The sequence below is a fragment of the Klenkia taihuensis genome (assembly GCF_900112525.1).
Taxonomy (GTDB): Bacteria; Actinomycetota; Actinomycetes; order Mycobacteriales; family Geodermatophilaceae; genus Klenkia; species Klenkia taihuensis.
On record NZ_FOMD01000003.1, the window covers coordinates 167,070 to 181,079 of the forward strand.

The 14,010-nt window shown below is 74.9% G+C and carries 12 protein-coding genes; 2 read left to right on the forward strand and 10 right to left on the reverse strand.

Annotated elements, in window-relative coordinates:
• Nucleotides 1-59: 59 nt before the first annotated feature.
• From cydC to BM158_RS12915, 3 genes are read right to left on the reverse strand one after another with little or no spacing between them, the layout of a single operon-like run.
• Nucleotides 60-3,374 (reverse strand): thiol reductant ABC exporter subunit CydC, encoded by a 3,315-nt coding sequence (gene cydC, locus BM158_RS12905; protein WP_091559400.1) that lies wholly within the window; start codon nucleotides 3,372-3,374, stop codon nucleotides 60-62.
• An 8-nt stretch (nucleotides 3,375-3,382) separates the two neighbouring features.
• Nucleotides 3,383-4,399 (reverse strand): cytochrome d ubiquinol oxidase subunit II, encoded by a 1,017-nt coding sequence (cydB, locus tag BM158_RS12910; RefSeq protein WP_091559404.1) that lies wholly within the window; start codon nucleotides 4,397-4,399, stop codon nucleotides 3,383-3,385.
• 11 nt (nucleotides 4,400-4,410) lie between these two features.
• On the reverse strand, nucleotides 4,411-5,967 hold the full coding sequence (locus BM158_RS12915) for a cytochrome ubiquinol oxidase subunit I (protein WP_091559408.1): 1,557 nt from the start codon (nucleotides 5,965-5,967) through the stop codon (nucleotides 4,411-4,413).
• A 113-nt stretch (nucleotides 5,968-6,080) separates the two neighbouring features.
• Here BM158_RS12915 and BM158_RS12920 point away from each other — a divergent pair, with 113 nt between their 5' ends.
• Nucleotides 6,081-6,428 (forward strand): BlaI/MecI/CopY family transcriptional regulator, encoded by a 348-nt coding sequence (locus BM158_RS12920; protein ID WP_091062682.1) that lies wholly within the window; start codon nucleotides 6,081-6,083, stop codon nucleotides 6,426-6,428.
• 4 nt (nucleotides 6,429-6,432) lie between these two features.
• Nucleotides 6,433-7,365, forward strand: coding sequence for a M56 family metallopeptidase (locus BM158_RS12925; protein ID WP_091559411.1), 933 nt, complete (start codon nucleotides 6,433-6,435; stop codon nucleotides 7,363-7,365).
• A 92-nt stretch (nucleotides 7,366-7,457) separates the two neighbouring features.
• Here BM158_RS12925 and BM158_RS12930 read toward each other — a convergent pair whose 3' ends face one another.
• The 7 genes from BM158_RS12930 to BM158_RS12960 form a co-directional block, all read right to left on the reverse strand.
• Nucleotides 7,458-8,336 carry a hypothetical protein gene (locus tag BM158_RS12930; RefSeq protein ID WP_091559417.1) on the reverse strand — a complete coding sequence of 293 codons (879 nt, stop codon included), beginning with the start codon at nucleotides 8,334-8,336 and terminating at the stop codon, nucleotides 7,458-7,460.
• A gap of 225 nt (nucleotides 8,337-8,561) precedes the next feature.
• The gene (locus BM158_RS12935) at nucleotides 8,562-9,368 is read right to left on the reverse strand and encodes a carbohydrate ABC transporter permease (protein WP_207506554.1); all 807 of its coding nucleotides are present in this window, start codon (nucleotides 9,366-9,368) and stop codon (nucleotides 8,562-8,564) included.
• Entirely contained in the window at nucleotides 9,365-10,243 is an 879-nt protein-coding gene (locus BM158_RS12940; protein WP_091561128.1) for a carbohydrate ABC transporter permease, read from the reverse strand. Before BM158_RS12940 ends, BM158_RS12935 begins: the two co-directional genes overlap by 4 nt.
• Before the next feature lies 1 nt (nucleotide 10,244).
• Nucleotides 10,245-11,552, reverse strand: a complete 1,308-nt coding sequence (locus BM158_RS12945; RefSeq protein WP_091559421.1) for an ABC transporter substrate-binding protein — start codon at nucleotides 11,550-11,552, stop codon at nucleotides 10,245-10,247.
• A 100-nt stretch (nucleotides 11,553-11,652) separates the two neighbouring features.
• A complete protein-coding gene (locus tag BM158_RS12950) occupies nucleotides 11,653-11,985 on the reverse strand; it encodes a helix-turn-helix domain-containing protein (protein ID WP_091559426.1) in 333 nt (110 codons plus the stop codon).
• 2 nt (nucleotides 11,986-11,987) lie between these two features.
• The gene (locus tag BM158_RS12955) at nucleotides 11,988-12,467 is read right to left on the reverse strand and encodes an Hsp20/alpha crystallin family protein (protein ID WP_091559429.1); all 480 of its coding nucleotides are present in this window, start codon (nucleotides 12,465-12,467) and stop codon (nucleotides 11,988-11,990) included.
• Between the two features lie 118 nt (nucleotides 12,468-12,585).
• Nucleotides 12,586-13,998 (reverse strand): glutamine synthetase family protein, encoded by a 1,413-nt coding sequence (locus tag BM158_RS12960; protein ID WP_191328529.1) that lies wholly within the window; start codon nucleotides 13,996-13,998, stop codon nucleotides 12,586-12,588.
• Between the last annotated feature and the right edge of the window lie 12 nt (nucleotides 13,999-14,010).

Genomic DNA, 14,010 nt, shown 5'->3' on the forward strand with positions numbered 1-14,010 from the left:
CCGCCGGGCGCCCGAGACCCCACCGGCACCGGGGTGCCCCCACCCCCGGTGCCGGTGGTTCAGCCCGCCGCGACCCTCACCCTCGTCTCGAGGGTGAGGGTCGCGTCGTCGGGGCCGGCGACCCGGTCGTCGTGCGTCACGCAGACCACCACCCGCCCGGCCAGGGCGGTGCGCAGGTCGGCGACCAGCCGCTGCGCGGTGGGCCGGTCCAGGTGCGCGGTCGGCTCGTCGAGAAGGACGACGTCCCGGTCGGCCAGCAGTGCCCGGGCCGCCGCCAGCCGGCGGCGCTCGCCACCGGACAGCGCCGTCCCCCCGGCCCCGACCGGGGTGTCCAGGCCGTCGGGCAGCCCGGCCACGAGCGGGCCGAGCCCGCAGGCGGCCAGCGCGGCGAGCATCGCGTCCTCGCCGACCTCCCCGCGCGGCCCGGCCAGCGCCAGGTTCGCCCGGATCGAGGACGCGAAGACGTGCGCCTCCTGCGGCAGCCACGCCATGGTCGACCGGACGTCGTCCCCGGTCAGCTCGTCGGCCGGCACCCCGGCCAGGTCGTAGCGGCCGGCGCGGGGCCGCAGCGACGCCATGAGCACGGCCAGCAGGGTGGACTTGCCCGCCCCCGACGGCCCGCGCACCACCAGCCAGCCGCCCCGGTCGGCGGTCAGGTCGACGTCCTGCAGCACGTCCGGGCCGCCGGGCCAGCCGGCGACCAGGCCGGCGGTGGTCAGCCGGTCCACCGGGGAGGGGACAGTGGCGGGTGTGGCCGGGTCCTCGGCCACCGGGGCCTCGACCGCGGCGTCCAGGCGCGCCCGGACGGCGTCCCACGCGCCGCGTCGTTGCAGTGACCCGACCCAGCCGGTCAGCGGCTCGGCGAAGGCCAGCGGGGCGAGGGCCAGCACGGCCAGGACCGGCCCGGACACCCCGGACGCCCAGCCCAGCGCGGCGGCCGCGACGGCGGCCAGACCGGTCCCCGCGACCACCGCGCCCTCGGCGGCGGCGGAGGCCCGGACCGCCCCGGCGGCCGCGGTGCGCTGCGCTGCCGCCAGTGCCTGCACCCGCGTGCCGGCACGGGTCGCCAGACCGTGCGCACGCAGGTCCACCGCGCCCTCGAGGACGTCGGTCGCCTCCTGCAGCGCCCGCACCCGCAGGTCGGCCTCGGTGCGGGCGGCCTCGGCGTCCACCCGGCGGTGCAGCAGCGCCACGACCGCCGCGGTGAGCAGCAGCACCGCCAGGACACCGGCCGCGGCGACCGGCGACAGCAGGGCGAGCAGGCCGCAGCCGAGCAGCGCGGTCGCGGCGGCCACCGCCGGTGGCGTGACGACGCGCACCGACAGGTCCTGCACCAGCCCGACGTCGCCGACCGCGCGGGCGAGTGCGGCGCCGGGTGTGCGGTCGGCGGCCAGGCCCTGGCGGGCCAGCGCCCGCCAGACCCGCACCCGGGTGCCCGCGGCCAGCCGGAGCGCCGCGTCGTGGGCGGCCAACCGCTCGGCCCAGCGGGCGATCGCGCGCAGCAGGCCGAAGCCGCGCACGCCGACGATGGCGACGAGCAGCGTCAGCACCGGCGGCATCTCGGCCGCCCGCAGCACCAGCCAGCCCGACAGCCCGGTGAGGGCGACCCCGGCCAGCGCGGTGACCGTGCCGCCGCCGATGGCCCGGGCGAAGGCCGCCCGGGGCCAGCCGGTGTCCATCTCGGCCGCCGGCCCGGGAGCTGCACCCCCCGCGCCGGGGCGGTCGACGGGGGTGGAGCTCCCGACCGCGGGGGTGGGCGGGGCGGCGAGGGTCACCGACCGGTCGGCCAGCGCGGCCAGCACCGGGTCGTGCGTGACCAGGACGACGGCGACCGTGCCCCGCAGGTCGGCCAGGACGGCGGCGACCCGCGCGGTGGCGGCGTCGTCGAGGTGGGCGGTGGGCTCGTCGAGCAGCAGCAGCGCCGCACCCCGGCGCACCCGGACCAGCGCGCGGGCCAGCGCCACCCGCTGCAGCTCACCCGGCGACAGCGTGATGCACCGGCGTCCGGCCAGCGCGGTGGCGCCCACCCGGTCGAGCGCGTCGACGACCAGGCCCTCGGCGACCACGGCGTCCAGCGGGTCGGCGTCGTCGATGCCGGCGTGCAGCCGCAGCTCGTCGGCGACGGTCTCGGCCGTGGTGCGCGGGTGCTGCGGGGCGACGGCGACGCGGTCGGGCAGCCCGGTGACCGGCCCGGTGACCTGCGCGGTGGTGGGCAGCGTGCCGGCCAGCGCCGCGAGCAGGGTGGACTTGCCCGACCCCGAGGGGCCGGTCAGCGCGACGACCTCGCCGGGCCGGACGTCGAGCGCGGCGGGCGCGAGCGCGGGCACGGCCCGGCCCGGGTGCTGCACCGACAGGTCCGACACCACGACGGCGGCGCCGCGGGGGTCGTCGGCCGGGGCGCCCGGCGCGGGGACGTGGTCGGGGGCGGCGAGCACCGCGCGGGCCTCGGCCGCGGCCTGCCCCGCGTCGGCGTTGGCGTGGTAGGCCGACCCCAGCGCGCGCAGCGGCGCGAACGCCTCGGGCGCCAGCAGCAGCGCGGTCAGCCCGGTGGCCAGGCCGAGGTGCCCCTCGACCAGCCGCAACCCGACGGTCACCGCGACCAGCGCCACGGACAGCGTCGCGATCAGCTCGAGGACCAGGGCCGACAGGAACGCCAGCCGGAGCGTCGCCGTCGTCGTCCGGCGGTGGCGGTCGCCGAGCGCGGCCAGCGCCGCGGCCTGCTCGGCCGCCCGGCCCAGCCCGGTGAGCACCGGCAGCCCGCGGACCAGCTCGGCCACGTGGGCGGCGATGCGGTCCAGCGCCCGCGCGGCGTCGGCGGTGCGGTCGGCGGTGTACTTGCCGACCAGCACCATGAACACCGGCACCAGCGGCAGGGTCAGCGCGACCAGGACGGCCGACAGCAGGTCGGTGCCGGCCAGCACGAGCAGCAGCACGGGCGGGACGACGAGGGTCTGCGCGAACGCGGGCAGGTAACCGGCCAGCGCGGGGGCCAGGTCGTGCAGCCGCGTGGTGACCAGCACCGCGGCCGGCCCGGTGCCGCCCGCGGCGTCCACGGCGGCGGGCCCGCGGGTCAGCCGGTCCAGCAGCTGCCCGCGCAGGGCGTCCTCGCTGCGCCGGGCGTCCCGGTTGGCCCACCGGGCACCGACCGCGCCGCCGCCGGCCCGGACCAGCGCGCCGGCACCGGCCAGCGCGAGGGCGGGCAGCGGCGACCGGCCGTCGACCGCGGCGGCCAGGCCGTGCGCCAGGCCCAGGGCGAGCCCGACCACGCCGAGGGTCTGCACTAGGGCGACCACCCCGGCCCGGACGACGGCCCCGGTGACGCCGGGGACGCCGTCCAGCGGGGCGAGCGGGCCCCGGTTCGGGCGTGGGCTCATGCGTGGGCTCATGCGTGCGCGTGCTCGGGCTCGGCGGTCAGCCGCTTCCGGAACACCCAGTAGGTCCACGCCTGGTAGCCCAGCACGACCGGCAGGCCGACGCCGGCGACCCAGGTCATCACGGTGAGCGTGTAGTCGCTGACCGACGCGGTGCCGATGACCACGTCGAACGCCGGGTCGACGGTGGAGGCGACGACGGTGGGGTAGCCGGCGCCGAACACCGCGGCGGCCGAGGCCAGCAGCACCAGCGCCCAGCCGAGGAAGGCCTGGCCCTCGCGGTCGACCTTCAGCCGGGTCCACGTGCCGACGACGGCGAGCGCGGCGACCAGCCACAGCACGGTGGAGACGACCCCGCCGGAGCGGAGCACCACCAGCCCGGCCCAGGCCAGCAGGGGCAGCGCGGCCAGCGGCGACCAGCGCAGCGCGAACGCCCGCGCGCGCTCGCGGACCGGGCCCTCGGTCTTGAGCGCGAGGAACACCGCGCCGTGCACGAGCGAGTAGGCGAGCACCGCGACCGCGCCGAGGGCGACCGGCCAGCCCACCCAGGAGAAGGCGCCACCCACCCGGGTGCCGTCCGCGCCGACCGGCAGGCCCAGCGTGGTCGCGCCGAGCGCCCCGCCGACGGCGAGCGCGGCGACCACCGAGCCGCCGGTGATGACCCGGGTCCAGGTGGCGTCCCACTCGGCGTCGTGCCGCTGGTGCCGCCACTCGAAGGCGACCGCCCGCACGATGAGCGCGAGCAGCAGCAGCACGAAGGGCAGGTACATCGCCGGCAGCCAGGTGGCGTACCAGCCGGGGAAGGCGGCGAACACCGCGCCGACCGCGGTTACCAGCCAGACCTCGTTGCCGTCCCAGACCGGGCCGATGGTGCGCAGCATCAGGTTCTTGTCCGCCCGCCGCTGCGCGGGGTCGCCCTTCGACAGCACCGGCAGCAGCGCGGCGACGCCGAAGTCGAAGCCCTCCAGCAGCAGGAAGCCGGTCCACAGCACCGTGACGGCGGCGAACCACAGGGTCTGCAGGTCCATGGCGGGGCTCCTCAGTACGCGAACTGCAGGACGTCGTCGCTGGCGTCGTCGTCCGGTCGGGTGGGTGCGTCGTCGTCCGTGCCCGGGCCGCCGCCGATGCCCGGTGTCGGGGTGGTGTCGCCCTCGGTGATCCCGGCCCGGACGAACCGGACGATCAACCCGAACTCGACCACCGCCAGCACGGCGTAGAGCACGCCCAGGCTGATCAGCGACGTCCAGACCTCGGCGGCGGTGACGCCGGGGGAGACGGCCTGGGCGGTGAAGAAGTAGACCTGCTCGGCCCGTGGTACGTCCGGGTTGGGGACGACGACGAAGGGCTGGCGGCCCATCTCGGTGAAGACCCACCCGGCGGCGTTGCCGACGAACGGCGCGCCGACCGCGAGCAGGGAGCCGTAGACACCGATCCGGGACGTCGGCACCCGCCCCTTCCTGGTCGACCAGAGGGCGTAGGCGGCGACCGCGGCCGACACCATGCCCATGCCGATCATCAGCCGGAAGCCCCAGTAGGTGACCGCCAGGACCGGCGTGTAGTCGATCGGCTCGCCGGCCTTGTCGCCGAAGCTCGGGTCGTCGGGGTAAGTGGCGCCGTAGGCGTCGGCGTACTGCTCCTGCAGCTGGTTCACCCCGGGGACGGGGGAGGAGAAGTCGCTGTGGGCCAGGAAGCTGAGGATGTAGGGGATGGTGATCGAGTGCACGTCGTCGCACTCGTTGCTGCCGAGCTTGGAGAAGGCGAACAGCGAGAAGGACGCCGGTGCCTCGGTGTCGCACAGCGCCTCGGCCGAGCTCATCTTCAGCGGCTGCTGCTGGTACATGAGCTTGCCCTGCCAGTCGCCGGTCAGCGCCACCAGCACGAACGCGGCCAGCGAGACGTAGCCGCCGAGCCGGACCGAGCGGCGCCACACCGCGTGGTCGACGTCCTCGGTGCTCCGCCCGGCCAGCTTCCGCTTGCGCAGGTGCCACAGCCCGATGCCCACGAGCAGGCCGCCGGCGACCATGAGCGAGGCCACGATCGCGTGGCTGAAGGCGGCCAGCGCGGTGTTGTTCGTCAGGACGGCGAGGAAGTCGACCTGCCGCGGCCGGCCGGTGGCCTCGTCCACGACGACGCCGACCGGGTGCTGCATCCAGGAGTTGGCCGCGATGATGAAGTACGCGCTGATCGTGGAGCCGACGACCGCCGCCCAGATCGTCGCCAGGTGCAGCTTCTTGGGGATCCGGCCCCAGCCGAAGATCCACAGGCCCAGGAACGTGGACTCCAGGAAGAAGGCCAGCAGGGCCTCCAGCGCCAGGATCGAGCCGAACACGTCGCCGACGAAGCGGGAGTACTCGCTCCAGGCCAGGCCGAACTGGAACTCCTGCACCAGCCCGGTGGCCACGCCGAGGACGAAGTTGATGAGGAAGATGCGGCCCCAGAACCGGGTCATCCGCAGCCACTCGGCCCGGCCGGTGCGCACCCAGAGGGTGTGCATGACGGCGACCAGCAGCCCCAGGCCGATGGTCAGCGGGACCATCAGGAAGTGGTAGACGGTCGTGATGCCGAACTGCCAACGAGCGATGTCGAGCACGTCCACCGCGGCCGCCTCCAGCCTGGTCTACGATCGGTCGACTTCTTTCTACGCCACGTAGAAGTCGATTTCTACAACCGGTAGAAGAAGCGCCGGTGATGTTCGAGACAGGAGGACCCGTGGAGTCGCTGGGGGAGCTGGAGCGCTCGGTGATGGACCAGCTGTGGTCCCGCGCCGTCCCGCTGTCGGCGGCGGAGCTGCGGGACGCGCTGGCCGACCGGGGCCTGGCGCTGACCACCGTGCACACGGTGCTCACCCGCCTGGAGGGCAAGGGCTTCGTGCGGCACGACGACGCCCGCCCGCGCCGGTTCGCCGCGGTCGCCAGCCGCGAGGACCACGCCGCCGAGCTGATGCACGAGGTGCTCGGCCAGGCCGCCGACCGGCAGGCCGTGCTAGCCCGCTTCATCGGGTCGGCGACGCCGGGCGAGACCGAGATGCTGCGCGCCCTGCTGGCCGACACGCCCTGACCCCGTGCTGCCGCTGAGCGCGCTGCTGCTCGGCCTGCTGGCGCTCGCGCTGGCCTGGCCGGTGCCCGCCGTGCTCTCGCGGGCGCGGTGGCCCCGGCGCGACCCGGTCGCGGCGCTGGTCTGCTGGCAGGCGATCGGGCTGGCCGGTGGCCTGTCGATCATCGGCGCGCTGCTGGTGCACGGGCTCTCGCCGTGGGGCGGGTCGCTGCCCGAGGCGTGGTGGGCGTGGGCGCAGCACTGGTTCACCGGGGAGCTGCCGGCGCAGCCGGTGCGCGGGGACCACTGGGTGGCCCAGACGCTGGCCGCCGTCCTGGCGCTGGAGCTGCTCGGCGTGCTGGCGTTGGCGCTGGTGCGCACCGCCCGCACCCGGGCCCGGCACCGCGCGCTGCTCGAGCTGCTGGTGCACCCGGTGCCCGGCGTCGAGGCCCGGGTGCTGGACTCCCCGGTGCCCGCGGCGTTCTGCATCCCGGGCGCCCGCCCGCTGCTCGTGCTCTCGTCGGGGATGGTCGAGGAGTTCGCCCCCGACGAGCTGGCCGCCGTCGTCGCGCACGAGCGGGCGCACCTCGGCGAGCGGCACCACCTGCTGCTGCTGCCCTTCGTCGCGTGGCGGGAGGCACTGCCCGTGCTGCCGGCCGCCGACCGCGCCCACGACGCCGTCCGGGACCTGGTGGAGATGCGGGCCGACGACGTCGCGCTGCGCTCGCTGCCCAGGTCCGCGGCGCGCCGCACGCTGGCCCGGGCGATCGTGGCCGCCGCGGAGGGCGGTGCGCCGACGGGTGCGCTGGCGGCGGGCGGGGGAGTGCTGACCGCGCGGGTGACCAGGCTGCTCGACCCGCCCGAGCCCCTGCCGAGGTGGGGCCGGCCGCTGGCGGTGGGTGCCGCGGTGACCCTCGTCCTGGCCCCCACCCTCCTCCTGCTCGCCCCCGCCCTCGTCTGAGCCCCCTCCCGCGCCCGCCTCCCGCCGTGATCATGGGGTTGTGGCCAGGCGACGTGCCGTGGACGGCGGGTCCGGTAGCGACAACCGCATGATCAACGAGGCGGGCGGTCTGGGCGCCAGCCGAGGCTCCTCAGGGCGGACTCCACCCTCGCCAGGAGCACCCGCGGTCGGGCCAGGTGGCGGCCGCTGAAGCGCTGCACGAGCCATCCGTCGGCCGCGGCGAGGGAGTGCCGGTCGACGTCGGTGTGCAGCTTCTCCAGCGTGGCGTGCCCGGCGCCTTCGTACTCGAGGATGAGCCGCCACGCCTCGAACCCCAGGTCCCCGTGGGTGACCGCGACGCCGTACCTGTTGACCACCGGCATCTGCGGGACGGGGTCCGGCAGGGGGCTGTCGAGGATCCAGCAGCGGACCAGGCTCTCGGGGCGGGACATCGCCAGTGGGGTCAACCTCGGTGCGCAGGCGCGGGCCCGCACGACACCGCGCAGCCCGTCGGCCCGGTCGAGCCGCGCCTGCACCCGGTCGGCGTCGAGGTGCTCGCCCCGGTACAGGGCGTCGCCGATCGCGACCAGCTCGTCGGGGCGCGTGCAGCGGGCAAGGTCGAGGTAGGTCTGCGCGCCCGAGGTGACCGGGAGGCCCCCGACGTCGACGACGTCCTCGGGGCGCAGGTCGCGGTGCAGCACGACTAGGCCGCGTCGATGGGGGACGAGACGGTCGGGCGGCACCACCGCGTGGACCACCGTGGGCGCGTCCACGTGGGCCCCGAGCAAGTGGGCGGCGGTGTCCAGTGCGAAGGCCGCGCCGTCGGGCAGCACCCCGGCCCAGGCGCGGCACCGGGTGCGCAGGTCGTCGTCCTCGGCGCGGGAGCGGTAGACGCCCCGGCCCAGCCGGACGCCGTCCGCCTCGATCTGGCGTCGGGTCAGACCGGCCGCGCGGGCGCCGGACCAGGTGTAGGTGCCGGCGAACTCCGTCATGCCGACGAGCGTCGGCCGGCGGACCTCGGCTGGCCGCGGCACGGGGCGATCTGTGGACGACCGGTCCGGATGTGGACACCCGCCCCCATCACCCGCCCGCTCGTGCTATCCACCCGCCCGCCGGCCAACCAGCCCGGGGTGATCATGGGCTTGTTGCCGTCCGCCGCGCAGTGGACGGCGGGTCGCGTGGCAACAACCCCATGATCACCGGCGATGAGGGGTCGTCTAGCGGATGCCGCTCCTGGTCAGGCCGGCGACGAAGTAGCGCTGGAAGACCAGGAAGACGACCACCATCGGCACCACGTTCACCAGCGCGAAGGCCATCGTGGCGCCGTAGTCGCTGCCGAACTGGCCCTGCAGGTACAGCAACCCGATCGGCAGCGTGTACAGGGCGTTGTCGCGCAGCGCGATGAGCGGCCAGGCGAAGTCGTTCCAGCTCTGCAGCAGGCTCATGAAGAACAGGACGGCGACCAGCGGCTTGGACAGCGGGAGCACCACCGAACGGAACACCCGCAGGTGGCCGGCGCCGTCCAGCCGGGCGGCCTCGACGAGCTCGCGCGGGATGCCGAGCAGGAACTGCCGGGCCAGGAACAGCCCGAACGCCGACGCCGCGGTGGGCAGGATGACCGCCCAGTAGGTGCCGTAGAGGCCCAGCCCCGTGACGATCCGGAACAGCGACACCATGATCACCTGGATGGGCAGCACCAGGGTGCCGAGGGCGACGAAGAACAGGGCGTTCGAGCCGCGGAAGCGCAGGTGCGCGAAGGCGTAGCCGGCCAGCAGGCTGGTGGTCACCGACAGCAGGGCGACCACCAGCGAGATGGCCAGCGAGTTGCCGAACCAGGCCACCACCGGGAACGAGGAGAACACCCGCTCGACGTTCTCCAGGGTGAACTGCCGCGGCCAGACCCGCAGGTCCCCGCCGAGCAGCTCGCGCCGGCTGGAGAAGGCGACGACGACCATCCAGTACAGCGGCGCCAGGATGACCAGCGCGGCCAGCAGCGCGGCCCCGAACCGCAGCGCCTTGCTCACTCGACCAGGTCCCTCGTCCGGCTGGCCCGCCACTGCACGACGGCGAACACCACGGCCAGCAGCAGCAGGACCATCCCGATCGCGGCGGCGTAGCCCTGGTCGCGGGTGACGAACCCGGTGTCGTAGGCGTAGGTGACCAGCACGTTCGTCGCCCCCTGCGGCCCGCCGCCGGTCAGCACGAACACGATGTCGAAGACCTGGAACGAGTAGATGACGTTGAGCACCACCAGGAAGTAGGACGACGGGCCCAGCAGCGGCAGCGTCACGTTCCGGAAGCGCTGCCAGCCGTTCGCGCCGTCCAGTCGGGCGGCCTCGTGCAGGTCGGGCCCGATGCCCTGCAGCCCGGCCAGGTAGATGAGCATGTTGAACCCGGTCCGCCACCAGATGGTGACCAGCACGATCGTGGCGAACGCCGGCACCGGCTCGGACTGCCAGTTGACCTCCGGCAGCCCCACCGCCCCGAGCAGCTTGTCCAGGATGCCGTTGTTCTGGTCGAACACCAGGACGCCGATCAGCGCGGTGGCCACCCCCGACACCGCCATCGGCAGGATCAACACCGACCGGAAGAGCCCGCGCGCCGGCAGCACCGAGTTCAGCAGCACCGCCATCGCCAGGCCCAGCGCCATCGACGCCGCGGTGACGACCACGGTGAACCCGGCGGTGGTGGCCAGCGCCCGCCAGAAGACGGGGTCGGTGACCAGCCGGCCGTAGTTCGCCAGCCCGACGAACTCGCCGTCGCCGAACCCATCGGTGCGCTGCAGGCTGACCACGAACGCACCGACCAGCGGCACGAGCACGAACAGCCCGAGCAGCGCGACGTTCGGTGCGATGAAGCCGTAGGCGGCCAGTGCCTCCCCCCGGGGGCGGCGCCGCACCTCACGCACCGGTGGCGTCCGCGATCCCCTGCGCCATGTTCGTGACCGTCGTGGCGGCGTCCTGGCTGCCCAGGAACGCGGCGTCCAGCTGCGTCTTGAGCACCGGGATGATCGCCGACATCGACGGCGAGGCGACCTGGGCGGCGTCCTGCGGCTGCACCTGGCCGGCCTGGCCGACGAAGACGTCGGTGGTCTCGGGCCGGACGTCGAAGGACAGCGACCCGTCGAGCAGGTCGGGCCGGGTGGGCAGCAGCGAGGCGGCCTGGCAGAAGGCCTGCATCTGCTCGCGGGCGGTGACGAACTCCAGGAAGGACGCCGCCAGCTCGGGCTGGCCGGTCGCCTGGGTGGCCACCAGCGCGTTGCCGCCGAAGTCGCCGCCGCCGCGCACGCCGACCGGTGCGTAGGTGACGCCCCACTCGAAGTCGGCGGTGGAGTCGGCGTCCGGGACCTGGAACGCCCCGGACCACACCATCGCGACCGTGCCGGAGAACCAGGTGTCGGCGGCGTAGGTCGACGAGGTGGTGGTGTCGGTGTCGGGCACCCAGCCGTTGCGGAAGAAGGAGCTGGAGAACTCCACCGCCGAGCGGCCGGCGTCGGAGTCGATGAGCGGGGTCCGCTGGTCGGAGTCCAGGAACGCGCCGTCGGCCTGGAAGAGCAGGCTCAGCCAGCGGGTGACGCCGTTGCCCTGCCAGTTGTAGGCGAAGGGGTAGGTGCCCGAGGGCAGGCCGGCCTTGAGCCGGTCGGCGACCTGGCCGAGCTCGTCCCAGGTCCACGCGTCCTCGACGGAGGTGGGGACGTCGGTGATCCCCGCGGCGTCGAGCAGCGTCCTGTTGTAGAGGATCGCCGAGGTGTCGGTGTGGTGCGGGAGACCGAACGGGGAGCCGTCGTTCTGCACGGCGGCCCAGGCGGTGTCGGTGAACTGGTCCTGCACGCCGTCGGAGAGGTGCGGGCTGAGGTCCAGCAGCTGGCCTGCCCCGGCGTAGGCGCCGAAGGTGTAGTAGGGCACCCGGAAGATGTCCGGCGGGTTCCCTGCCTGGAGCTGTGCGTCGATGTTGGTGAACATCTGCTCGTAGGGGACGGCGTTGAGCTCCACCGTCGCGCCGTCGTTGGCCTGCTGGAACGCCTCGATCGCGCTGCGGAAGCCGGCGAGCTCGGCGTCGGTGCCCCAGGTGGTGAAGGTCAGCGTGCCCTCGGCGCCGGTGCCCGAGCCGCTCCCGCCCGACCCGCCGACGAACCCGCAGCCGGGGAGCAGGAGAGGGGCGGCGACGGCGCCGGTGGCGGCGAGGAAGGCGCGACGGGACAGCTGCACGAGGTCTCCGGACGTCCAGGGCACGGGTTGCTCCCGTGCGCGGCCGGGTCACCCTATACAGCGCAAGCAGGGTTTACCGCGCGGAACGGATACGTGCAGGTCAGGAACGGTCGAGGCGGTCCTGCAGCGCGGCGACGTCGTCCTGCAGGCCGATGATGACCTCGGCCGAGCCCAGCGGGTGGCCGTCGTCCAGCAGCACCCGGACGCGCGCGGCGACCCGCAGCTGGGCGCGTGACCAGCGCCGGTGCCCGCCGGCCGAGCGGGCCGGCTCGACGACGCCGGAGCTGTCCAGGCTGCGCAGGAAGGCGACCTGCACGCCGAGCAGCTCCGCGGCCTGGCCGATCGTGTAGGTGGGGCGGTCGGGGTCGTCGAGCCGGTCCAGCGGGTCGGGGGCCGGAGGGGCGGGGCGACCCCGCCCCTCCGGCTGGGCCACGGTCAGCTCTCCACGGCCTGGTGCTGGGTGCCCTCGATGGTGGAGGGGGTGTCCGTGCGGCTGACGGTGATCTTGCGGGCCTTGGCCTTCTCGGCCACCGGGATGCTGACGGTCAGCACCCCGTCGTGGTAGCTGGCCTCCAGCCGGTCGGTGTCCAGGCTGCGGCCCAGGACGAGCTGGCGGGTGTAGCTGCCGAACGGCCGCTCGGCGACCGCCCACTCGGCGCCCTCGAGCTGGGGGACCGAGCGCTCGGCGCTGATGGTCAGCGTGGTGCCCTCGATGGACAGGTCGATCGAGCCGGGGTCGACGCCGGGCAGGTCGAAGTGGGCGACGAACTGGTCGCCGACCCGGTAGGCGTCCATCGGCATCCCGGCCAGGGCGCGGGCGGTGGTGGTGCCCCCGCGGCCGGCGAGCTGGTCGAGCGCGCGGAAGGCCGAGGAGAGGGGGCTGGCGGAGCCGAAGGGGTCGTATGCGGTGAGCATGGGGTGAACACCTCCGTGTGAGCTGTGGTCGTGGCCGCTGAACCTCCAGCGACGGCTACAGATTACCTCGCTCCGCCGGCTGCGTAAACAGGTCAACGGGGACGGAGGGCCGGGGCGCTCAGTGCTTCCAGCGCACCGCCCGGCAGACGGCCTCCGGCGACGTGCCCTCGAACAGCGCGATCTCGCCGTTGCGGACGTCGACGACGGTGGCGGCCAGCTCCTCGCCGAAGGCCTCGGCCAGCACCTCGTCGGACTCGAAGGCCTGCACCGCCTCGGCCAGCGTCGCCGGCAGCGCCCGGATGCCGGCCTCCCGCCGTCCCTCGTCGGAGAGCGAGGCCGGGTCGACGCCGACCGGGTCGGGCAGCCTGGAGCCCGCGCGCACCCCGGCGAGCCCGACGGCCAGGCAGCCGGCCATGAGCAGGTAGGGGTTGGCGGCCAGGTCGAAGCTCTTGACCTCCACGTTGGCCGACGACTGCCGGTTGCCGTCCGGGCCGGTGACGAAGCGCAGCGCGGCCTCGCGGTTCTCCAGCCCCCACGCGGCGTAGGCACCGGCCCAGTGCGAGGGCACCAGCCGCAGGTAGGAGGCGACCGAGGGTGCGCCGACGGCGAGCAGCCCGGGCAGGTGCTGCAGGAGGCCCGCGGTGAACGCCTCGCCGTCGGCGGTGAGGCCGAAGGCGCCGTCGCCCCCGCTCATCAGGTTCTCGTCGTCCCGCCACAGCGAGAGGTGCACGTGCCCGCCGTTGCCGACGCCGTCGGCGGTGACCTTGGGGGAGAAGGAGACCCGCAGCCCGTGCTGCGCCGACACCGCGGTGATGGTGTTCCGGACCAGCAGCGCGGTGTCGGCCGCACCGACCGGGTCCAGCGCGCCGACGGAGACCTCCAGCTGGCCCCCGGCGTACTCGGGGTGGAACTGGTCGACGACGACGCCCTGCTCGGCGAGGGCGTCCATGAGGTCGCGGGCGTAGTCGCTGACCTCGGCCAGCCGGGTCATGCCGTAGGCCGGCCCCGAGAGCGCGGGCACGAAGGCGTCGGGGTCGTCCGGCAGGCCGTCGGGCCGGGCCACCACCCACTCGACCTCGAACGCGGCCTTCACCGTGAACCCGGCCTCGGCCAGCGCCGCGACCTGGCGGCGCAGCAGCGAGCGGGAGCACTGCACGTGCGGCTGGCCGGCCTGGGTGAACCGGTCGACCGGCGCCCACGCCCAGCCGGGCTGCCCGGCCAGCACGACCAGCCGGGACAGGTCAGGGTGCAGCCGCAGGTCGCCGACCGCGGAGCCGGCGAACCGGCCGGCGACGATGGAGTCGTCGAGCAGGAAGCCGTCGAAGACCGGGCTCATGCCCACGCCCCAGGCCGCGGCCGAGGGCAGCTTGGCCAGCGGCACGGTCTTCACCCGCGTGATGCCCGAGGTGTCCACCCAGGGCAGGGCGACGGCGGTGACCCCGGCGTCCTCCAGCTCCGGCAGCAGCGCCTCGGCGGCGGCCCGGCGCTCCTCGCGGTTGGTCTGCTCCAGCTGCTCCGTCTGCGGGGTCATGGCCGGGATCAT

Bases quoted from the DNA above. Each gene is read 5' to 3' on its own strand.
- cydC (WP_091559400.1), bottom strand. From the start codon at position 3,374: ATGAGCCCACGCCCGAACCGGGGCCCGCTCGCCCCGCTGGACGGCGTC.
- BM158_RS12930 (WP_091559417.1), bottom strand. From the start codon at position 8,336: ATGACGGAGTTCGCCGGCACCTACACCTGGTCCGGCGCCCGCGCGGCC.
- cydB (WP_091559404.1), bottom strand. From the start codon at position 4,399: ATGGACCTGCAGACCCTGTGGTTCGCCGCCGTCACGGTGCTGTGGACC.
- BM158_RS12960 (WP_191328529.1), bottom strand. From the start codon at position 13,998: ATGACCCCGCAGACGGAGCAGCTGGAGCAGACCAACCGCGAGGAGCGC.
- BM158_RS12955 (WP_091559429.1), bottom strand. From the start codon at position 12,467: ATGCTCACCGCATACGACCCCTTCGGCTCCGCCAGCCCCCTCTCCTCG.